General features: G+C 65.9%; 20 protein-coding genes and 1 pseudogene. 6 read left to right on the plus strand and 15 right to left on the minus strand.

The window, feature by feature from the left end:
* Window positions 1–20 precede the first annotated feature (20 nt).
* The 5 genes and pseudogenes from flgE to AB4Y98_RS00655 form a co-directional block, all read right to left on the minus strand.
* Window positions 21–1,244 (minus strand): flagellar hook protein FlgE, encoded by a 1,224-nt coding sequence (gene flgE, locus AB4Y98_RS00635; protein WP_032974827.1) that lies wholly within the window; start codon window positions 1,242–1,244, stop codon window positions 21–23.
* Between the two features lie 32 nt (window positions 1,245–1,276).
* Window positions 1,277–1,960, minus strand: coding sequence for a flagellar hook assembly protein FlgD (locus AB4Y98_RS00640; RefSeq protein WP_442243508.1), 684 nt, complete (start codon window positions 1,958–1,960; stop codon window positions 1,277–1,279).
* A gap of 23 nt (window positions 1,961–1,983) precedes the next feature.
* Entirely contained in the window at window positions 1,984–2,391 is a 408-nt protein-coding gene (gene flgC, locus AB4Y98_RS00645) for a flagellar basal body rod protein FlgC (RefSeq protein WP_025879109.1), read from the minus strand.
* Between the two features lie 3 nt (window positions 2,392–2,394).
* Window positions 2,395–2,790, minus strand: a complete 396-nt coding sequence (gene flgB / locus AB4Y98_RS00650; RefSeq protein ID WP_025879110.1) for a flagellar basal body rod protein FlgB — start codon at window positions 2,788–2,790, stop codon at window positions 2,395–2,397.
* A 72-nt stretch (window positions 2,791–2,862) separates the two neighbouring features.
* Window positions 2,863–3,693 (minus strand): annotated as a pseudogene (locus AB4Y98_RS00655) (chemotaxis protein); the annotation flags it as partial.
* A gap of 132 nt (window positions 3,694–3,825) precedes the next feature.
* Between AB4Y98_RS00655 and flgA the strand changes: the two are divergent.
* From flgA to AB4Y98_RS00675, 4 genes are all read left to right on the plus strand, one after another.
* Entirely contained in the window at window positions 3,826–4,482 is a 657-nt protein-coding gene (flgA, locus tag AB4Y98_RS00660; protein WP_248150431.1) for a flagellar basal body P-ring formation chaperone FlgA, read from the plus strand.
* Window positions 4,483–4,557: 75 nt separating this feature from the next.
* Window positions 4,558–4,863 carry a flagellar biosynthesis anti-sigma factor FlgM gene (flgM, locus tag AB4Y98_RS00665; protein ID WP_025879113.1) on the plus strand — a complete coding sequence of 102 codons (306 nt, stop codon included), beginning with the start codon at window positions 4,558–4,560 and terminating at the stop codon, window positions 4,861–4,863.
* Complete coding sequence (locus AB4Y98_RS00670) at window positions 4,860–5,198, plus strand: flagella protein (protein ID WP_025879114.1); 339 nt, start codon at window positions 4,860–4,862, stop codon at window positions 5,196–5,198. Before flgM ends, AB4Y98_RS00670 begins: the two co-directional genes overlap by 4 nt.
* Before the next feature lie 92 nt (window positions 5,199–5,290).
* Complete coding sequence (locus tag AB4Y98_RS00675) at window positions 5,291–6,508, plus strand: ATP-binding protein (protein WP_025879115.1); 1,218 nt, start codon at window positions 5,291–5,293, stop codon at window positions 6,506–6,508.
* Window positions 6,509–6,596: 88 nt separating this feature from the next.
* Here AB4Y98_RS00675 and AB4Y98_RS00680 read toward each other — a convergent pair whose 3' ends face one another.
* The gene (locus AB4Y98_RS00680) at window positions 6,597–8,372 is read right to left on the minus strand and encodes an EAL domain-containing protein (RefSeq protein ID WP_312787606.1); all 1,776 of its coding nucleotides are present in this window, start codon (window positions 8,370–8,372) and stop codon (window positions 6,597–6,599) included.
* Between the two features lie 4 nt (window positions 8,373–8,376).
* Entirely contained in the window at window positions 8,377–10,479 is a 2,103-nt protein-coding gene (locus AB4Y98_RS00685; protein ID WP_428704403.1) for a PAS domain-containing sensor histidine kinase, read from the minus strand.
* A 133-nt stretch (window positions 10,480–10,612) separates the two neighbouring features.
* On the opposite strand from AB4Y98_RS00685, the gene AB4Y98_RS00690 reads away from it, so the two are divergent.
* Both AB4Y98_RS00690 and AB4Y98_RS00695 read left to right on the plus strand, forming a co-directional pair.
* Window positions 10,613–13,372, plus strand: coding sequence for a bifunctional diguanylate cyclase/phosphodiesterase (locus AB4Y98_RS00690; RefSeq protein ID WP_442243509.1), 2,760 nt, complete (start codon window positions 10,613–10,615; stop codon window positions 13,370–13,372).
* A gap of 124 nt (window positions 13,373–13,496) precedes the next feature.
* Window positions 13,497–13,940 (plus strand): hypothetical protein, encoded by a 444-nt coding sequence (locus tag AB4Y98_RS00695; RefSeq protein WP_394198510.1) that lies wholly within the window; start codon window positions 13,497–13,499, stop codon window positions 13,938–13,940.
* A gap of 24 nt (window positions 13,941–13,964) precedes the next feature.
* On the opposite strand, the gene AB4Y98_RS00700 is transcribed toward AB4Y98_RS00695, so the two are convergent.
* From AB4Y98_RS00700 to AB4Y98_RS00735, 8 genes are all read right to left on the minus strand, one after another.
* Complete coding sequence (locus AB4Y98_RS00700) at window positions 13,965–14,492, minus strand: hypothetical protein (protein WP_394198512.1); 528 nt, start codon at window positions 14,490–14,492, stop codon at window positions 13,965–13,967.
* Between the two features lie 111 nt (window positions 14,493–14,603).
* A complete protein-coding gene (locus AB4Y98_RS00705; protein ID WP_442243510.1) occupies window positions 14,604–15,068 on the minus strand; it encodes a hypothetical protein in 465 nt (154 codons plus the stop codon).
* Between the two features lie 161 nt (window positions 15,069–15,229).
* The gene (locus AB4Y98_RS00710) at window positions 15,230–15,445 is read right to left on the minus strand and encodes a hypothetical protein (protein ID WP_442243511.1); all 216 of its coding nucleotides are present in this window, start codon (window positions 15,443–15,445) and stop codon (window positions 15,230–15,232) included.
* A 98-nt stretch (window positions 15,446–15,543) separates the two neighbouring features.
* Window positions 15,544–16,734, minus strand: coding sequence for a methyl-accepting chemotaxis protein (locus AB4Y98_RS00715; protein ID WP_100552494.1), 1,191 nt, complete (start codon window positions 16,732–16,734; stop codon window positions 15,544–15,546).
* A gap of 164 nt (window positions 16,735–16,898) precedes the next feature.
* A complete protein-coding gene (hflD, locus tag AB4Y98_RS00720; RefSeq protein ID WP_176020744.1) occupies window positions 16,899–17,513 on the minus strand; it encodes a high frequency lysogenization protein HflD in 615 nt (204 codons plus the stop codon).
* Window positions 17,510–18,652: a tRNA 2-thiouridine(34) synthase MnmA gene (gene mnmA, locus AB4Y98_RS00725; protein ID WP_025879124.1), complete on the minus strand. Its 1,143-nt coding sequence runs from the start codon at window positions 18,650–18,652 to the stop codon at window positions 17,510–17,512. Before mnmA ends, hflD begins: the two co-directional genes overlap by 4 nt.
* Window positions 18,649–19,110 (minus strand): NUDIX hydrolase, encoded by a 462-nt coding sequence (locus AB4Y98_RS00730; protein WP_312786024.1) that lies wholly within the window; start codon window positions 19,108–19,110, stop codon window positions 18,649–18,651. Before AB4Y98_RS00730 ends, mnmA begins: the two co-directional genes overlap by 4 nt.
* A 1-nt stretch (window position 19,111) precedes the next feature.
* A complete protein-coding gene (locus tag AB4Y98_RS00735; protein ID WP_025879126.1) occupies window positions 19,112–19,600 on the minus strand; it encodes a hypothetical protein in 489 nt (162 codons plus the stop codon).
* Between the last annotated feature and the right edge of the window lie 76 nt (window positions 19,601–19,676).

A 19,676-nucleotide genomic window follows, 5' to 3' on the forward strand; every position in this document is an offset into this window, starting at 1 on the left:
GTGACAGGGTCAGCAGGTCATCAACGGATGTTGATGACGGTCTGGGTGATCTGGTCCTGGGTCGTGATCATCTGCGCGTTGGCCTGGAAGTTGCGCTGCGCGGTGATCATGTTGACCAGCTGTTCGGTCAGGTCGACGGTGGAGGATTCCAGCGAACCGGCCTGGATCTTGCCGAGGTTGGAGGTGTCGGCGGCGCCGGTGCGCGGCGTGCCCGAATCGAAGGTCTCCACCCACAGGTTGTTGCCCTTCTGTTCCAGGCCCTGCGGATTGTTGAAGCTGGTCAGTGCAACTTGGCCCAGCGGCTTGTCGTCGCCGTTGGAATAGCGGGCGAACACCACGCCGGTTTCCGAAACGGTGATTTCGTTGAGCTTGCCGGCCGCGTAGCCATCCTGCTGGGTGTTGCGCAGGGCGAACTTCTCGCCGTACTGGGTCGAGCCGCTCACATCCAGCGTCATGTTCAGCACGCCGGCGCCGGTGGTCGGGGTGAAGGTGCCCAGGCTGATCTTGCCGTTGGCCGGTGCAGTCAGCTTGCCGGCGTTGTCGAAGGTCAGCGGGGTCGGCGTACCGGCCGGCTGGCCATCGACGTAGTTGTGCACCGTCCAGGCGTTGGTGGCCGCTTCCTTGACGAAGTAGGACACCTGGGTGTGGCTGACGCCCAGCGAGTCATACACGGTGATGCCGCCGCTGGAATGGCTGTAGCTGTTGGAATTGGTGGGGTCGAAGGTGGTCACCGTCGGCTGCTTGGCATTGCCCGGCAGGGTGAAGCCGACCTTGACCTCACTGGTCTGCTTGGGCGGGCTGTCGGTGGTCAGCAACTGCAGATCGACCAGGCGGCCGGCGTCGAAGTTGGTGCCGTCGGCGTTCGGAGCGAACACCTGCAGGCGTGCGCCCTGCGGGTTGACCACGTAGCCGGCGGCGTCGGTCTGGAAGTTGCCGGCGCGCGAGTACACGCGTGCACCGTTCATGTTCATGGTGAAGAAGCCCTCACCGGAAATGGCCATGTCCAGGCTGCGGCCGGTCTGCTCGTTGTTGCCCTGGATGAACTGCTGGGCCACGTTGGAAACACGCACGCCCGAGCCGATCGCGTTCTTGGACAGGCCGTAGCTGGTGGCGGCGAACAGGTCGGCGAATTCCGCACGCGACTGCTTGAAGCCGGTGGTGTTGACGTTGGCCACGTTGTTGGCGGTGACGCTCAGGTCAGAGTTGGCAGCGTTGATGCCGGACAGGGAAATGTTGAAGCCCATGGGATGCTCCTGTTGGATGCGGTAGGTGCGGCTCAGCTGACGCGGAGCACGTAGTCGAGAGGGGCCGTGCCCAGGCCCTTGAGGTTCAGGTAGAGGCCGTCGGAGCCGACGGTCACGCTTTCCACCGGTGCCTGTACGAAGGTGGACAGCTTGGTGCTCTTGCCGGTGGTGTCGACGTGGTTGGCGACGATGTTGTACTTGCCCGGCTCCATGCGCTTGCCGTTGGCATCCTTGCCATCCCAGGTGAACGCGGTCTCGCCGGCGGCCTTGGCTTCAACGCTGATCGAGGTGACCTTGGCGCCGTTGGCGTCGGTGACGTCCACGGTGACGATGCCCGCGGCCGGCGCGGCAACCGTGCCTTCCACCGAACCTTCCTTCTCCAGCACCAGCTTTTCCGACGGCACCAGCACCTGGTGGCCGACCAGCGCGGCGCCACGCAGTACCTGGTCGCTGGCCATCGACTCCTGGAAGCCCTTCACCGACTTGTTCAGATCGGTGACGCCCTGCACGGTCGACATCTGCGCCATCTGCGAGACCATCTGCGTGTTGTCCATCGGCTTCAGTGGATCCTGGTGCTGCAGCTGCTCGGTCATCAGGCGCAGGAAATCGGCCTGGTCCAACGTGTTCTTCTTCTTGGTGGCGTTGCTGTTGGGGGCGTTCAGGCCGAGTGCGGCGTAGACGTCCTGGTTGCTCTGGTTGTTGACGGCAGTGGTCATGGCGGTGTCCGGTGCAGCGGGCCTCAGCGGCCCATGGTCAGGGTGGCCAGGGCCAGTTCCTTGGCGGTGGTCAACATCTCCACGCCGGCCTGGTAATTGCGCGAGGTCGAGATCAGGTTGACCATCTGCGCCACCGGATCGACGTCGGGCTGGTAGATGTAGCCATCGCCGTCGGCCAGCGGATGGCCTGGCTCGTAGCGCTTGATCGGCGCCGCGTTGCTCTGGGTGATCTCCTTCACCTGCACCGAGGTGATGTTCGGATCGGTCTTGCTGGTGACCGCCTGGAAAATCGGTTCCAGCGGCTTGTACACCGCGTCGGCCGAACCGGCGATGCTGTCAGCGTTGGACAGGTTGGAGGCGATGGTGCTCATGCGCACCGACTGCGCCTGCAGCGCGGAGCCGGCGATATCGAAGATCGGCAGGTTGCTCATGGCTTATTGCCCCGTGATCGCGGTGAGCATGGAACGCACCTTGCTTTCGACGAAGCTCAGCGAAGCGCGGTATTCCAGTGCAGCGCGGCCATAGGCGGCGCGTTCGGCATCGGGGTCGACGGTGTTGCCGTCGATGCTGGGCTGTACGCCCTCGCGGGCCACCTGGAACGGGTTGAGGCCACTACCGATTTCGTAGTGCTGCTCGTTGGTGGTGGTCATCAGGCCGTTGGCATCCAGCCCCTGCGCATGGCGAAGGGCCGAATCGAAGTCCAGGTCCTGGGCCTTGTAGCCGGGGGTGTCGGCATTGCCGAGGTTGCTGGCGATCAGCTTCATGCGCTGTTCGCGCAACGGCATTGCCTGGGCATGGACGCCCAGGTAGTCGGTAATCAGGTTGCGCACGGTGCACTCCCACGGGAACGTTGCCCGGGAAGCTGCAAGCGGTGTGCCAAACCCTGAGGGGTAGTGCCGGCCCCATACGCCCGACAGCGAGGTATGCAGCAGCACGTACAGCCCGGACAGGCCGGCATGGCGCCGGATTTCCGTCGTCAGCGTGTAGCCGTCCATCGCCGGCATCTCGATGTCCGAGATCACCATGGCGTAGCGTTCGGCCGGGTTTTCACCCGAGGCATGGATCTGCAGCAGGTGGTCCAGCGCCTGCTTGCCGTCCGAGAGCAGGGTCGCGCCCACCCCCAGCTGGTCCAGCACGCTGCGGATCTGCTGGCGGGCCACCCGCGAATCATCCACCACCAGCACCTGCAGCTGCGGGGCGTCGGCGGGCATCGCCATGGCCGGGTCGAGCACGGCCTCACCGCGCACCTGGGCGATGTCGGCCAGCACGCTTTCCACGTCGATCACCTGGATCAGCTCGCCCTGGAAGCGGGTCACCGCGGTCAGGTAGCTCGATTCAGCGCCCAGTTCCGGCGGCGGGTGGATGTCTTCCACCGCGATGTTGACGATCCGCTCCACGCCGCTGACCAGGAAGCCCTGGATCGAGCGGTTGAACTCGGTCACCACCAGGTAACCGGGTGCGGTGTCCGCATCGGGCTCGCGCTCGGGGTGGCCGATGGCCAGGCCCAGGTCCAGCACCGGCACCGAACGGCCGCGCACGTCGGCCACGCCGGCGAACTGGCCGGGCAGGCCGGGCACCTGGAACAGTTCCGGGCGGCGCAGCACTTCCTGCACCTTGAAGACATTGACGCCAAAAAGCTGACGTCCGCCGAGGCGGAACAGCAGCAGCGCCAGGCGATTGTGGCCGGCCAGTCGGGTTCGCTGGTCGATCCGGTTGAGCAGGTCATGGGACATGGCTGCTGTATCGGCGCGGGCAGGGTGGAACTTGAGGGCGAGTGCAGCGCCGCGGCCGGGAAGCTGTCCGCCCTGTGCCTGTGGCACGCAGCTTGCACGCGTCTGGGCCAGGTCTTACCGACAGGAGGCGCCATGCGCCGCATTGTTCTTTTCCTTGCCACTGCAATGGCCGTAGCCGCGCCGTGGGCAACCGCTGCCGACTGGCAGCCGGTGGCCAGCATCCGTGCTGCCGCGTTGTCGACCCTGGCCGCCGGCACTGAAGGTGAGGCCGTGGTTGCTGATGCGCTGCGCCTTCCGCGGTGCGGCGGCGCGTTGCAGGTGCAGCCCACGGCAAACACCACCGTGGAAGTGAGTTGTCCCGACGCCGGTGGCTGGCGCCTGTTCGTGCCGGTGAAGGTGCGCCGCAACCAGACCGTGCTGGTGCTGACCCGTGGCATCGGCACTGGAGAATCCATCGCCGCTGCCGATATCAGTACTGCCCAGCGTGACGCGGCACGGATTGCCGGCGCAGTGCTGGCCGATCCCGCCGCAGCGATCGGCCGCATCGCCCGTCGGCCGTTGCCGGCAGGAACACTGTTGTCGAGCAACGATCTGGTTGCACAGCGTCTCATCAAGCGAGGAGACAGTGTGGCACTGGTATCGCGGCGTGGTTCGGTCGAGGTCCGCATCGCCGGCCGCGCACTGGGCGATGCCGGCCAGAACGAGCGCGTCTCGGTGGAAAACCTGTCCTCTCGCCGTATCGTGCAGGGCACGGTGGACGCGACCGGTGACGTAATCGTGGCGCGTTGAAATAATGCAGAATTCCCCTAAAGATCACGGCCCTGCGGCCGTTATCCCTTGTGTACGGCAACTCCAGGACACCCCATGAGCCAGAAAATCGACGGCAACCTGCAGGTCCCCCAGGCACTGCGCAGCGTGACCACCCCGGCCGCCAAGCCCGGCGTCAGCACCGATTCGGCGGCACGTCCAGTCGAGGCGGCCGACAGCCTGCGCCTGACCGGCGAAGCCACCAACCTGCAGGCCATCGAGCGTGAGCTGAGCACCGCTCCGGCGATCGACGCCCAGCGTGTTGCAGCGGTGCGCGAATCGCTTCAGAACGGCACCTACAAGATCAATCCGGACGCGATCGCTTCGCGCATGCTTGAACTGGACCAGCAGCTGCAAGGATGACCGCGGCGATGAGCGAGCCGCTGCAGCGCCTTGCCCAGGCCCTGGACGTTGAACGCCAGGCCCTGGTCGAGCACGACGTGCATGCCCTGATCCGTGCCACCGGTGCGAAGCTGGAAGCGCTGCGTGCGCTGGAAGGCGCGCCACCGGTGGGCGAGGGCGAGCAGCTGCAGGAACTGGCCGAGCGCAACCGCGCCAACGGTGTGCTGCTGTCGCGGCGCCGGCGCGAGGTCAACTGGGCACTGCGCCAGATGGGCCGCACCGAAGAGTCCTCGGCCTACGATGCCAAGGGCCAGTCGCATACCGTCACCGCGCGGCGGCCGCTCGCCGTCGCCTGACAGGACCGGCGGTCGGCTGACCGCCCGATGGCGGCTGTAGGCCGCCGCGTGAACGCGTATATTGGGCGCCTGTTTGATCGCCCCGAGCCGCCGTGTCTGCCGCCAACGTTCTGGTTACCGCCCCCCTTCCGCCGCAACCGGTGCTGCAGGCCCTGCTTGAGCGCCTGCGCGAGGGCTTGCTGCTGTTCACCGAAGATGGGCAGGTCGCCTTGGCCAACCCGGCCGCGCAGAGCCTGCTGGGCAGCGATGAAGGCACCTTGCCGCCGCCACAGCGCCTGCGCCAGCTGCTGCCGCCGGATGCGCTGGAACATGCGCGCCAGCACGGTCACTGGAACGGCAGCCTGCCGCTGGGCGAGGGCGTGGTCATCGCCCATCTGTACTTCCATGGCGAACCCGGTTCGGGGCACTACCTGGCCTTGTTCCGCCATATCGAAGGCCAGGAAGACTACGAACGCGAACTGCAGCAGCGCCATGCCGAACTGCGCCAGGCCTACCTGCGCTTGAACGGCACCCAGGAAAAGCTGCTGCAGTCGGAGAAGATGGCCTCCATCGGCCAGCTTGCCGCCGGCGTGGCGCACGAGATCAACAACCCGATCGGCTACGTGCATTCCAACCTGGGCAGCCTGCAGGAATACCTGCGCAGCCTGTTCACGGTGATCGAAGCCTACGAACGCGCCCTGCGTGCGCCCGACCCGAAGGCGTTGATTCCGGAAATCGACGATATCCGTGACCGCCTGGACATCGATTTCATCAGCCGCGATCTGCCGCAGCTGATGGCCGAGTCACGCGAAGGCATCGAGCGCGTCACCCGCATCGTGCGCGACCTGAAGGACTTCTCCTATTCCGGCCGCGACGAGTCGTGGAAGCTGGTCGACCTGCATTCCGGCCTTGAATCGACCATCAACATCATCTGGAACGAGCTCAAGTACAAGGTGCACCTGGTGCGCGAGTTCGGCCAGCTGCCGCTGGTGGAATGCCTGCCCTCGGAGTTGAACCAGGTCTACATGAACCTGCTGCTCAACGCCGGCCATGCCATCGCCGAGCGCGGCACGATCACCGTGCGCACCGGCGTGGACGGCGACACGGTGTGGGTCGAGTTCGAAGACACCGGCGGTGGCATTTCGCCGGAACTGCGCCAGCGCATCTTCGATCCGTTCTTCACCACCAAACCGGTGGGCAGCGGTACCGGCCTGGGCCTGTCGATCTCCTACAGCATCATCAACAAGCACCACGGCCGCATCGATCTGGACAGCACCCCAGGCGTCGGCTCGCGCTTCCGCCTCGTGCTGCCGATCAAGCAGCCGCGCTGAAGCAGCACGGTAGTGCCGGCCGCTGGCCGGCAACCCGATGAACCTGGAAACCCCGCATCTGCCGGCCAGCGGCCGGCACTACCCGGGTTTACCGCGGCGGCGAACGATCCTCACCGCCGTCGGCCGGCTCGACAGCCGCCAGGCCACCGTTGCTGCGCCGTTGTTCCTCGTACGTGCGGAAGGCCTGGTGGATGTGCTTGCGCAGCTCGTCGTCGTTCCACGGCTTGGTCAGGAACCGGTAGATCGCACCGCGGTTGATCGCATCGGTCACCGTGTTGAGGTCGGTATAGCCCGACAACACCAGCCGGATCGTGTCCGGGTACAGCATCTTCACCCGGCCCAGGAACTCGGTGCCGCTCATGTCGCTCATGCGCTGGTCGGACAGGATCACCTGCACGTCGTTGATGGCCAGCAGATCGAACGCATCGCGCACGTTGCCTGCCGCCAGGATGCGGTACCCATCTCGGCGGAACAGGCGCACCAGCGAGCGCAGCACATTCTCTTCGTCATCCAGCAGCAGCAGGGTGCGGTCCGGGCGGGTTTCGGCGAACGCTTCGGGACGCAGGTAGCGCCGGCGCAGGGTCATGCCGGCGGCATCGGCGGACATCGGTTCGCCGAACAGGTAGCCCTGGAACACGTCGCAGTCGTTGCGGCGCAGGAAGCCCAGCTGTGCCTGCGATTCCACGCCGTTGGCGATCACCGTCATGCCCAGCTGGTGGCCCATCGCAATGATCGCGCGTGCGATCGCCGCTTCACGGTTGCCGGCCGGAGCGCTCTTGATGAAGCTGCGGTCGATCTTCAGCTTGTCCACCGGGTAGCGCACCAGCGCACTCAGGCTCGAATCGCCGGTGCCGAAGTTGTCCAGGCTCAGGCTGATGCCTTCGTTGCGCAGGTTGGCCAGCGTTTCGTGGACGAAGTTGACGTTGTTGGTCAGCGCGCTTTCGTTGATTTCCAGCGTCAGCATCTGTGCCGGCACGCCGGAGGCCTGGATCACGCCCATCACTTCGGCAAAGAAATTCGGGCGCAGCAGCTGCAGGGTGGACACATTCACCGCGATGGTGAAGTCATCAAAGCCCTGGTCGCGCCACAGCCGGGCCTGCTTCAACGCACCTTCCAACACCCACGTACCAATCTGCACGATGATGCCCAGTCGCTCGGCGGTGCGCATGAAACGCTCCGGCACCAGCATGCCCAGGGTCGGCGACTGCCAGCGCAGCAGCGCCTCCATGCCCACCACGTGGCCATCGCGGGCACTGACCAGCGGCTGGTAACGCAGCTTCAGTTCGCCGTTGGGAATCGCATCGACGATCTGCCGCGCGATGATGCTCTCGCTGTGCGCGCTCGGCGGCGTGTCCACCGCATGGATGCGCACCGCATTGCCGCCTTCGCGGGCGGCCTGGTACAGCGCGTCCTCGGCATGGTCGAGCAGGCGTGAGGCACTGCTGGCGTGCTCCGGGCACAGGCTCACGCCCAGCTTGCCGGTCATGAACAGCGTATAGGGGAGAACTGAAAGCGGCAGTTCCATCTGCTGGCGGATCTCTTCGGCGAAATCCTCGGCCAGGGGCAGATCGGCGGTGCGCGGCACGGCAATCAGGAACTCATCGCTGCCATGCCGCCACAGCATGCCGCGTCCGCGCAGGTAGGACTGCAGGCGCTGGGCCACCAGCACCAGTGCCTGGTCACCAACCTCCGCACTCATGTTCTCGTTGACCGAGGCGAAGTGGTCGATGTCCACATGCATCAGCATCAGCGGGGTACCACCGGAGGCGGCTTCGGCGACCATCGCCTGCAGCTCGGGGTTGCCGGCGCCGAGGCGATCAGGTGCATCATCGATGCTGACCGGGGGCAGGTTGGGGTTCCACATGGGCTCAGTATTCCGCTGACTCGACGGCCGCCGTAACAGCGGCCTGGTAAGGAAGGTGGACATCGACGAGGGTGCCGGCGCCGTGCGCCGACTCGATCCGCACATGGCCGCCCACGCTCTGCGCACGCTCGCGCATCACGATCAGGCCCAAGCCGCGTGGGCCATCGGGGTCGAACCCTTCGCCATCGTCACGGATCATCAGGTGCAGCCCGCGCTGGTCGACGTCGCGCAGCTGCAGCACCACCTGGCTGGCGCGCGCGTGGCGCAGTGCATTGGTCAGGCTTTCCTGGGCGATGCGGAAACAGGCCTGCTCGATGCTGTTGTCCGGGCGCGTGGGCAGCGATTCGATCTCGGCCTGCAGCTCGACGGTGGACGAGCGGAACAGCACGCGCGCCTGCCAGCTCAACGCCGCCTCCAGGCCCAGCGCATCCAGCTGCGGCGGCCGCAGCAGGGTGGAGATGTCGCGCAGCTTGGCAACGGTGGTATCAGCCAGGCTGACGATCTGCGCCAGGTCCTCGCCGCGCCGCTGCGCATCGTCCTCGTCCTGCGCTGCATAGGCCGACAGCTTGATCGCGGTGATCGCCTGGCCGATGTCATCGTGCAGGTCGCGCGAGATCGCCCGGCGCTCGTCCTCCTGCAGCGAGAACAGGCGGCCAGCCATCGCCTGCAGCTCGCGGTTGCTGGTCTCCAGCGCGCTTCGGGTCTGTTCGGATTCACTCAGGTCGCGCACGATCAGCAGCTTGCAGTCGCGCCCGCCGTAGCGCACGTCACCCACCGCAATGCCAGCCTGGAAGCTGCGGCCATCGGCGCGCTGCATGGCCACCACGCTGCTGTGGCCCGGGCTGTGCTGCGGCTGCCCGGCGCGCATCTGCGCGCGCATCCGGGCCAGATCGCCGCCTGCCACCAGGGCCGACAGCGGCTCGCCCAGCAGCGTGTGGCTGCCGTAGCCGAACAGGCCGGCCGCCCACGCATTGGCATACAGCACATGTTCGTCGGACAGGATCACCACGCCATCGGGCAGCACCCGCACCAGCTCGCGGAACTGCTCTTCGCGTTCGCGCAACAGGCGCCGCGACTGCTCACGCTCGGTCACGTCCTGCAACGTGCCCAGTATCCGGTCACGTCCGGCTTCATCCACGCCGCTGGCGGCACGCAGGTGCACCATCAGCGCACGGCCATCCATTGCCAGTACCGGCAGCAGCACGTCCACCTGCACCTGCTCACCCGAGCACAGCTCGGCCAGCACCTGATCGGTCTGTGCAGCCGTGGCCGGGTCGGCTGCCACCAGCAGCTCGTCGAAACGGTGCCAGCGTCGCGCCTCGGGCGGGCGACGGCCCAGCAGGCGATAGACCTGGTTGGAGTAACGGCCCTGGCCGGTGGACGGGTCCAGCTCCCACGCGCCGATCCGGGCCAGCTCGTGGGCTTCTTCCACGCGGGCCAATGCCTGGTCGCGCCGCAGCTGGGCCAGGTCTTCGGCGGTGCGGTCGATGGCGATCAGCAGGCGCGCAGTGTGCCCGTCGTAGTCGATCGCGTTCGAACGCAGTTCCATCTGCCGCAGGCTGCCATCGCGCAGCTGCAGCTGCGCGCGCAGGATGCACAGCTGCTCGGGCGCGCCGCGGATCTCCTCCAGCTTGGTCTGCAACGCCTGGTCCTGGCCAGGTGGCCAGAGCACGTCGATGGTCTGCGCCAGAAGTTCGTCACGGTCCCAGCCGAAGGTGCTGCAGGCGGCCGGGTTGGCATCGAGGATGGTCAGATTGTCCAGGTCATAGACCAGGATCGGGCCCGGGTTGCCTTCGAACATCTGCCGCAGGCGCAGCTCGGAGGCCTGCAGGCGGGCATGGGTGTGCAGCACGTGCTCGGCCAGCGGCCGCAGCAGCAGGTACAGCAGGCCAGCACTGGCAAGGGCGAAAAATGCGCCCTTCATGCTCTGCCAGAGTGCCGCCTGCTGTGGGTCGGGTACCAGTGCCGTCACCGCGCCGTCGGTGGCGATCATCCAGGCCAGCGCCATCGCCAGGTAGCTCAGCACCACGCGACGACGGTCGCGGCCCAGCGCCTGCGCCATCCGCGGGTCGGGAACAGGGGCGGTGCCGGTCGGTTCTACGGGCATGGACGGCGGCAGGGAAGAAGGGGTGCGGGCCATCTTACCGCGCAGGTGTGCCCTGGCCACTCAATTATCCGCCGCAGGCGCCGTTAACCACTGCGTGCCCCGCTGTCGGGCGTTTCATCCGGAGCAAGATCGCGTGGACCAAGGGATCATCGCCAGCCTGCTGCAGCATCCGCTCGCCTCGGCGCTGGTCATCGTCGACCGCAGCGGGCGCCCGCTCGCGGCCAATCCGGCTGCGCGCGAGCATGGCCTGCCGGCCACGGTGGCCGCGTACGCGCCAATGCTGGAAGACCTGCGCCTGCTGGCGGCCGACGGTGGCATCGTCGCCTGCACGCTGCCGGGCGGCCCACGTGGTCACTACGATGGCCACCTGCGTGCCGTGCATGACGGCAGCGGCAACCTGCTCGCCTTTACCCTCAGCGTGCCCGAGCCGGTTCCGGTTGATGGCGGCGGTCGCTGGGAACTTGCACTGGACAGCGCCGGCCACAGCCTGTGGGACTGGGACATCCCCAGCGACCGGGTGGCGCGCACGCCCGCGCTGGGTGAGGAAACGGCCACCCAGATCCTGGCGCGCGTGCACGCCGACGACATCACCCAGGTGCGCGCCGCGCTGGATGAACACCTGCACGGCGACAGTGAGCAGTACAGCGCCCAGTTCCGCTTCCGCCAGGCCGATGGTCAGTGGCGATGGGTGCTGGACCGCGGCCGGGTGGTGGCCCGTACCGCCGATGGCCAGCCGCTGCGCATGGTCGGCACCCATACCGACATCGAGCAGCAGAAGCAGCTGGAAGCCATGCTGCAGGAGCAACAGCTGCATCTGCGCGAAGCCCAGCGCATCGCCAGCATGGGCAGCTGGTCGTTCGATCCGCACAGCCGCCAATTCTGGTGGTCGCCGGAACTGCGCTCGCTGCTGGCACTACGGCAGGACAGCATCCCGGGGCAGCGACGCTGGCTCAAGCAGCTGCACCCGCGCTCACGTGGTGCACTGCGTGCGGCCTGGCGCCGCCTGTGGCGCGATGGTCGCGCCGCCAACCTGGAACTGGAACTGACCCGCGGCAACGAACCCTCGCAGCATCTGCGGTTGTGGATGCAACCGTTGCTGGACATGGACGGGCAGCCCAAGCGCCTGTTGGGGCAGGTGCAGAACATCACCGAACAGCATCAGACCGATGCCCTCATCCGCTGGCGTACCGAACTGCTCAACCGCGTGTCCGCGCTGGGGCGCATCGGTGGTTGCGAGATCGAAGTGGCGACGCGCAACATGCAATGGACCGAGGAGTGCTATCGCATCCACGGCCTGCGCAAGGAACCGATCACCCTCGACCAGGCGCTCGCGTTGTATGCCGAGGATTCGCGTGCGGCCTTCGAAGGCGCGTTGGGGCGGATCGCCGGTGGCGGCCTGCCTGAGCAGCTGGATCTGTGCTTCTACCGCCAGTCCGGGTTGCGCGTATGGGTGCAGGTACTGATCGAACTGGACCGTCGTGATGGCTTGCCGCCGCGCTTCGTGGTTCTGTTCCGTGACATCACCCGCGAGCGCGAAGCGAACGAGCGGATTGAACTGCTTGCCCACTACGACCTGCTGACCGGACTGCCCAACCGGGTGCTGCTGGGCGAGCAGACCTCCGAAGCCATCGAGGAAGCGCGTGATCGCGGCACCTCGCTGGCGATGCTGTTCATCGATCTGGACGGCTTCAAGAACATCAACGACAGCTTCGGCCACGCCACCGGCGATGCGCTGCTGAAGGCCGCCGCAACCCGGCTGCACCAGAACCTGCGCAACAACGACCTGTTTGGTCGTTTCAGTGGTGACGAGTTCATCGTGGTGCTGCGCGACCTGGCCGAGCCGGAAGATGCCGGCCATGTAGCGCGCAAGCTGATCAATTCGCTGGCCGAGCCGCTGCGCCGTGGCGACACCACCTTGAAAGTTGGCGCCAGCGTGGGCATCGCCATGCTTGGCGAGAGCCAGACCGACTTCGACTCACTGCTGCGCGCTGCCGACGCGGCGATGTACGCGGCCAAGGAAGCCGGTCGCAATACCTATCAGTATTACAGCCAGGACGCGCTGGCGCGGATCCAGCGGCGGCTGGAGATCGAGCACGGCCTGCATGGCGCCATCGAGCGCGACGAGTTCAGCCTGGCCTATCAGCCGCTGCTGCACGCCCATCACGGCGAGCCGCCGGCGATCGAAGCGCTGCTGCGCTGGCACCGTCCGGGGATCGGCTACTGCAGCCCTGCGGAGTTCATTCCGATCGCCGAAAAGTGCGGCGAAATCGTCCGCATCGGCGACTGGGTATTGTCCGAAGCCTGTCGCCAGGCAGCCGCGTGGGATCGCGCCGGCCTGCATTTCGAGCGCATTGCGGTAAACGTGTCAGCGGTGCAGTTGCGTGATCGCGGTTTCGCCGAGCGGGTGATCGAGATCTGCCACGCGCACGGCTGGCCGCCGCAACGGCTGGAGCTGGAACTGACCGAATCAGCCCTGATCCGTGACACCGACATCCTGCGCCACTGTTTCGATGTGCTTGAACGGCATGGCGTGCCGCTGGCGGTCGATGACTTCGGTACCGGCTTCTCCAACCTCAACTACCTCAACCGCTTCCCGGTTGGTCGCCTGAAGATCGATCGCAGCTTCGTGCAGGGCATGCTGCATGATTCCGGTACCGCCGAGGTCACCCAGGCCATAGTGCACCTCGGCCACGCGCTGGGCATGAAAGTGGTGGCCGAGGGCGTGGAAACGCACCAGGAAGAGGACATGCTGCGCCGCCAAGGCTGCGACGAGATCCAGGGCTACCTGTACTCGCGCCCGCTCAGCCCGCGCGACCTGGCGCAGTGGCTGCGCCAGCAGCATGCCGCACCCGGCCGCACCGATGCCGCCAGCGAAGTGGTGCTGGCGCGCTGAGGCGATGAAGAGCAAGTCCCTTCCGGAAGAAAAGTGCAGTCGTAGTGCTCGCGGATGCTGGAGTACGCTCAGATGCCGCGCTGGCGAATGGCTCGACGATCCAGATGTTGCCAGCGATATGCGCATGATCGAGCTGTTCGTGCTCATGGGGCTCGGCACATGGGCCGGCATCGTCGAACTTCAGGCGCAATTGCCGGATGCGATGATCGTTACTGCTTCGTTTGACTTCATTGGTAGCATCGTCTCGTTCGTGACGAATACCTATCTTGTGCTGTATCTCTTTTTCAGACGGCGGCTCCAGAGTGACCGCGTAAAATTCACCTTTGGCATATTGCTGGTGCTCAGTGCAAGCGTGAACTACCTGAGTTTCGAGCAGTTGACAGACCGCTTGGCGCAGATATCAACGTGGTGGCCCGGTACCTCATGGCAGTTGAACTTGACGCTGCTGGCATCAACTGTGAAAAACGTGATCGCATTCGGCTTCGGTGCCATCGGTGCCGGGATTGCATCGAGTGTCGTCAGCCGCCACAGCCGGGAGGCGCCACAGTCCAAAGGGAGTACCAATTGAAGCGCATCCACGCATGGCGTGGATCTACTTCGGTTCGGTAACCAGCCGCTGTGGAAACTCGGACCGCAGCCGTGCGCGCACCGCTTCGACCACGTTGGCATAGCGTCGCAGCTGGATGTAGTAGCCCATGTAGAACAGCAGCAGGGCCACCAGCATCGGCCACGCCGCTGGCCGGATCAGAACGATCGGCACCAGCATCAGCGTCAGGCCCAGCGCGAACCAGCTGCACAGCCCGACTACCTGCACCTCCCGGCGCCGCGCGTCAATCACCACCCGACCGCGCATCAGCGGAAAGTAGCGACCGCCGAAGCTGGGGGCGAAGCTCTCGCGAAAGGCGATGCTGCCGTCAGGCAGCGCATGGAATACCAGGCGCAACCAGGTGTCGGTCGGCAGGTCATGCTCCAGGCCAGCGAGCGAAAGCTGGGCCAGCTCTGCAGGCGTAGCAGCGATGCGTTGGTTGAACAGGACGATACCGGTACGGAAGAAAAACGGCGCCCACATCACCAGCAGCAGGACCTCGACCAGCAGCAAGGTAATCAAGGCGATGGCCATCGGTCTTCCATGAACGGGACCGGCGCATCATGCCATGGGAGAGCGACGGGCAGCGGCGCTGTGGGCCCGAGTGCGTGCAGCAGGTCAGACGCCTTTCGGGACTGACTTGGGTCAATCTTCTTCTACCAGGTCGCTTAGATCCAGGATCTGCGGATTGACGCTGCTGGCAACGATGCTTCTGATCAATCCCGGGCGGCCACGAAGCGAGTAGGCACGCATCGTATGGATGGGACTGAATTCTTCCATGGGATAGGTCGAGTGCCCCACGATCACGGGTCTGTTGAAGTGGACGTCCTTGGGGTCGTCCAATGGCAAGGTCCACCTTCCACCGTGTGCCAGACTGACGGTCTCCCCTAGATATCGGGCGAGTATGACCCTCAGGGAGTCCCGCTCGTCCTCGGACAGCGTGGCTGCCATCAAGTCATGCAGGCGCTCCAGCCTGTCGAAGCTTTCGGGGCTCCTATCCAGTTCAATGCCATGCATTTGAGCCTGCGCGACCAGCCACTCAATCTGGTCGTCCATGATCATCAGAAAGTCATCGAAGACCTCGCGGGCCTTTCCAAGGTCGAGCGCCATTTTGAATCCTGAGCAGCAGGGCGGAGCGGGGAGTCTGTCCCGCTTTCGCAGCTCAAGCCATGCAATAAATCTGAAAGCACTGTCGGCAGAGAGCGCCGATCGATGCAGTAGATTTGAGACTGCAGTCGTTCAGGTGAAAGCCATCCACGCATGGCGTGGATCTACTTCAACGCACTGCCATCCAGCCCCAGGTCCCACGCCAACCCCAGCAGGTCGTCGCCGGCCACAACCGGGGCAGGGCGCGCATCGGCCAGCTGCTGCAGCTCCTGTATTTCTTCGCGGGCCACCTCTTCCAGCTGGCGCAGCTGCTCACGTACGCCCGCATTGCGCGGGCGCTCGTTCTCGTTGATCGGGGGCAGGGCGCGGATCAGGGTCATGGTGCGCTTGCAGGATGCATCCAAAGGCGGGTCACACGCAAAGGCCCCGGCAGAACCGGGGCCTCGCACGCTGCCGGAAGGGGCAGCGGACATCAGGATCAGAACAGCTCGACCGTACCGGCGCCCATGCTCTGCTGGGCAACCGGCTTGTGCGGCGGACGCTCCCATTCGCTGCGCAGTTCGCGCAGGCGGCTGCCGGTGCGCTGCAGGGCAGAGGCGATTTCCTCGTCGAACACGCCGCCGTTGCGATGCAGCAGTTCCTGCAGGGCCACGGCTTCGCGGTTGATCGCGGTCAGGCGGTCCAGGTGGGTATGCACGCCGCCCAGCGCCTGGGTGGCGATGTCCTCGAACTGCAGGGCGCGCACGGCTTCGGCCACGCTGCCGTCGATCGAACGCGCGCAGTCGGACACTTCGCGCATGCCGTCACCCAGCGACGCATTGATCTGCGCCACGTTGTCCAGCATCGCCGCGGCTTCCTGACGCGCTTCACGGGAACGGTCCATATCGCGCGAGGCCATGTGCGAAACCGTCTCGCGGACCTTGGCGATGGCGTCCTTGGAGCTGTGCGCCAACTTTCGGATCTGTTCGTTGAACGTGGTCGAACGCTCGGACAGGTTGCGGACCTCGTCGGCAACCACGGCGAAACCACGACCGGCTTCACCGGCACGCGCAGCTTCGATGGCGGCGTTCAGGGCGAGCAGGTTGGTCTGGTCGGCAATCGACTTGACGTCTTCCAGCAGCGCGAAGATGCCATCCAGGTGCTGCGCCATCTGGTCGATGTGCTGCACGGTGGTGCTGCTCTGGCCGCTGACCTGCTCCAGCGCTTCCACCAGCTGTTCCATGCGGTGGCTGGCGTGCTGGGCGAAGCGGGCAACGTCGAGGCCGGCGCCGCCTTCGTCACCGGCGCGGTCGACGATGCGTGACAGGGCCTGGCTCTGCTGGCGCGACTTGCGGTTCATGGCATCGAAGCTGCCGCCGAGGCTGGAGACGGCCTGGCGGATCAGGTCGCGGGCGCGTTCCACTTCACCACGCGAACCGTCGATCTCGTTGCCGACGAAGTTGCGCAGTTCGGTCAGCAGCTGGTCCTGCTCACGCAGGACACGGGCATGTTCCGGGGAACGGTGCGCCTGGGCGCGGGCGGTCCACCACGCAAAGCCGAGCCAGCTCAGCGTCATCGTGGTCAGGATCGCCCAACGCAGGGCGACCGGCCATTCGAAACCGATGGCGAAGGGGAGCAGCAGGGTCAGAGCCAGGGGGGCGGCCAGACGGATGAAAATGCGTGAGTACATGGACGTTCTCGGGAGGTGCACGGAGGATGTATCGGCCGTACCCCCTTTCTCTTTAACGTCGATGTGCTTCGAAATGCATTCTGAATGCGCCGGTTTTCCGGCGCTGCCGGGCTGTTCGGGGTCAGAGCCCTTTCCGTGCCGGAAAGGGATCCGACCCCATGGCCTCAGGCCAGCTGCCGGTCCACGGCCTCGACCATGGCCTTGCGGCTGAGCAGGAAGTCCCAGTAGCTGCCACCCAGCTGCCGCCACAGCACAGCGGCACGCACGGCGGCCAGAAGCAGCGCGCGGATCTCGGCCACCACGCCGGCCTGGCCCAGGTAATGCGGGTTGCCCTGCACCATGACCCGCGGCTTGAGGTGGCTGATGGTATCTGCATACAGGCCGCCCAGCGCGGCCAGCACATCGGGGTGGCCGCTGTCACCCAGCTCGGTGGCCTGGCGCTGCGCGCGCTCGATGCCCGAGGCGACCTTGTTTACGGTGGCCCCGTCCTGCACGAAGCGGCGCTCCAGCTGCAGCACCGACAGGGCCAGCTTGGGCAGGATCGGGTCCTGGCCCTGGTTGCGGAAATGGTTGTGCAGCAGGCGCAGGCCCGACTTCAGCGCGTGCCGGTCGCCAAACACCGCCTGCGGCGAGGACGCATCGATGCGGAACACGCTGTCCACGGCGGTGCGCACGGCAGCGGCATCGGAATGGCCGGTATCGGCGATACGGCGTACCTGCTGCAGGGCCTGGGCAATGCCGGCCAAAGCCAGAACGCGGTCGTCGACAGTGAAACTCATGCAGCGATTACCTCAAAAGGAGAAGGGGTGGTGCGCAGGCGCTGTTCCAGCGGCGCGTCGGTGGCGGCGATCACCGCGCCACCCAGGCAGACCTCACCGTCATACAGCACCAGGGATTGCCCGGGGGTGACTGCACGCTGCGGCCGGGCGAAGGTGACCTGTACGCTGCCATCGTCCAGCACATCCACCGTGCACGGCTCATCGGGCTGGCGGTAGCGGGTCTGCGCGGTGCATTCAAAACGCCGTGCCGGTGGTGCGCCGGCAATCCAGTGCGCGGTCTCCGAGCGCAGCCTGTTGGACAGCATCCACGGGCTGTCACGGTCCTGGTCCACGTACAGCACGTTGCTGGCCACGTCCTTGCCGACCACATACCAGGGCGCGGCAGGGCGGCCGCGCACGCCGCCGATGTTCAGGCCTTCGCGCTGGCCTAGGGTGAAATAGAAGACGCCAGGATGTTCGGCGATCACGCTGCCATCGCTGGGATCGAGGATCTGCCCGGCCTTGGCCGGCAGGTAGCGCCCAAGGAACTCACGGAAATCGCGCTCGCCGATGAAGCAGATGCCGGTGGAGTCCTTCTTGGCATGGGTCGGCAGGCTGACGTCGCGGGCAATCCGGCGCAGGTCGCTCTTTTCAAGGTCACCAATCGGGAACAGGGTGGCCGCCAGCTGCTCCTGCCCCAGCTGGTGCAGGAAGTAGCTCTGGTCCTTGGAACGGTCGGCGCCACGCAGCAGCAGCCACTGATGGCCGCGCTGGGCAATGCGCGCGTAATGGCCGGTGGCGATCCGCTCGGCGCCCAGTTCGCGGGCCGCATCAAGGAAGTGCTTGAACTTCACTTCGCGGTTGCACAGCACGTCCGGGTTGGGCGTGCGGCCGGCGGCGTATTCGGCCAGGAAGTGCTCGAACACGCCCTGCCAGTATTCGTTGGAGAAATCGCGGAAATGGAACGGAATGCCCAGCAGTCCGCAGACCGCTACCGCGTCGCGGCGGTCGTCCTCGGCGCGGCAGTCACCGCTGCCGTCGTCGGCCCAGTTCTGCATGAACAGACCGGCCACGGCCTCGCCCTGCTGCACCAGGCGCCAGGCAGCCACGGAAGAATCCACGCCGCCAGACACGCCAACCATCACCCGAGGGCTGCTCATGCGACCTCCCGGACCAGTGCAAGCGGATAGCGCTGGCCGGCCAGGTAGTCGGCCAACACCTGCCAGACCAGCGGGCTGCGCTGGCGTCCGGCGGCGGCCTGCAGTTCGGCCGGGGTCATCCACAGCGCCCGATCGATGCCGGCATCCAGCGGCCGCGCCGGGTCGTGCGAGACCGGGCGCGCGGCATAACAGAAGCGCAGGAACGGGGTGCCGTCACCGGCGGTCCACTGGTAGCAGCCGATGAAGGCGGTCAGTTCCACCGTCCAGCCGGTTTCCTCGACGGTCTCGCGCAGGGCGGCCTCGGCCAGGCTTTCACCCGGCTCCAGATGCCCGGCCGGCTGGTTCAGCACCTGCCGGCCCTCGATGGTTTCTTCCACCAGCAGCATCCTGCCGCCGTCGACCACCACGGTGGCGACGGTTGCATGCGGTGCCCAGCGCGGGTCCGGCGAGGTGTTCAACTCAGAGATCGTCCTTCTTGGTCAGCTCCAGCTCCATCGCGTCGGCGGTGCGGATGGCCGCATCGATGGCGTCGCTGAGCTGGTCGGAGGTGGCGTCGGCATCGATCTTCACCACGAACATCGCGGTCGACTCCTGCTTCACCCAGCCGCCCATTTTGGCGTCCTGCGAATCTTCCAGCAGGCGGTTGGCCACGGCCACCGGGAACTGCTTGGTCTGCGAGGTGTAGCCCGGCGACCAGATCTCGCGGATGTTGTGGGTACCGAAGTCTTCCACCGACGAGCGCACATAGACGATCTGGGTGCGATCGCCTTCGACATCGAACACCATCTGGTAATCGCCGTCTTCATCGACCTCGTAGGTGTAACCCAGCTTTTCCAGGTGACGGGCAACGGCCTTGTCGGCCTTCGTGCTGTCAGTGGTGGTCGCAGCGCCAGCGGTGCCCGCGGCAGCCAGGGCGATCAGCAGGGCGGAGAGAAGGGTCCTTTTCATGAAGATCCTGTGAAACCAAGTGTGTGGGAAGGTGCAATTGTGACGGCGGGCGCCCGTGCCGTCCATTCCACGCGGG

This window comes from Stenotrophomonas sp. 2YAF26 (assembly GCF_052114625.1).
GTDB lineage: Bacteria > Pseudomonadota > Gammaproteobacteria > Xanthomonadales > Xanthomonadaceae > Stenotrophomonas > Stenotrophomonas indicatrix.

Bases quoted from the DNA above. Each gene is read 5' to 3' on its own strand.
- flgE (WP_032974827.1), bottom strand. From the start codon at position 1,244: ATGGGCTTCAACATTTCCCTGTCCGGCATCAACGCTGCCAACTCTGAC.
- AB4Y98_RS00640 (WP_442243508.1), bottom strand. From the start codon at position 1,960: ATGACCACTGCCGTCAACAACCAGAGCAACCAGGACGTCTACGCCGCA.
- flgC (WP_025879109.1), bottom strand. From the start codon at position 2,391: ATGAGCAACCTGCCGATCTTCGATATCGCCGGCTCCGCGCTGCAGGCG.
- flgA (WP_248150431.1), top strand. From the start codon at position 3,826: ATGCGCCGCATTGTTCTTTTCCTTGCCACTGCAATGGCCGTAGCCGCG.
- flgM (WP_025879113.1), top strand. From the start codon at position 4,558: ATGAGCCAGAAAATCGACGGCAACCTGCAGGTCCCCCAGGCACTGCGC.
- AB4Y98_RS00670 (WP_025879114.1), top strand. From the start codon at position 4,860: ATGACCGCGGCGATGAGCGAGCCGCTGCAGCGCCTTGCCCAGGCCCTG.
- AB4Y98_RS00680 (WP_312787606.1), bottom strand. From the start codon at position 8,372: ATGTGGAACCCCAACCTGCCCCCGGTCAGCATCGATGATGCACCTGAT.
- AB4Y98_RS00685 (WP_428704403.1), bottom strand. From the start codon at position 10,479: ATGCCCGTAGAACCGACCGGCACCGCCCCTGTTCCCGACCCGCGGATG.
- AB4Y98_RS00695 (WP_394198510.1), top strand. From the start codon at position 13,497: ATGATCGAGCTGTTCGTGCTCATGGGGCTCGGCACATGGGCCGGCATC.
- AB4Y98_RS00700 (WP_394198512.1), bottom strand. From the start codon at position 14,492: ATGGCCATCGCCTTGATTACCTTGCTGCTGGTCGAGGTCCTGCTGCTG.
- AB4Y98_RS00705 (WP_442243510.1), bottom strand. From the start codon at position 15,068: ATGGCGCTCGACCTTGGAAAGGCCCGCGAGGTCTTCGATGACTTTCTG.
- AB4Y98_RS00710 (WP_442243511.1), bottom strand. From the start codon at position 15,445: ATGACCCTGATCCGCGCCCTGCCCCCGATCAACGAGAACGAGCGCCCG.
- AB4Y98_RS00715 (WP_100552494.1), bottom strand. From the start codon at position 16,734: ATGTACTCACGCATTTTCATCCGTCTGGCCGCCCCCCTGGCTCTGACC.
- hflD (WP_176020744.1), bottom strand. From the start codon at position 17,513: ATGAGTTTCACTGTCGACGACCGCGTTCTGGCTTTGGCCGGCATTGCC.
- mnmA (WP_025879124.1), bottom strand. From the start codon at position 18,652: ATGAGCAGCCCTCGGGTGATGGTTGGCGTGTCTGGCGGCGTGGATTCT.
- AB4Y98_RS00735 (WP_025879126.1), bottom strand. From the start codon at position 19,600: ATGAAAAGGACCCTTCTCTCCGCCCTGCTGATCGCCCTGGCTGCCGCG.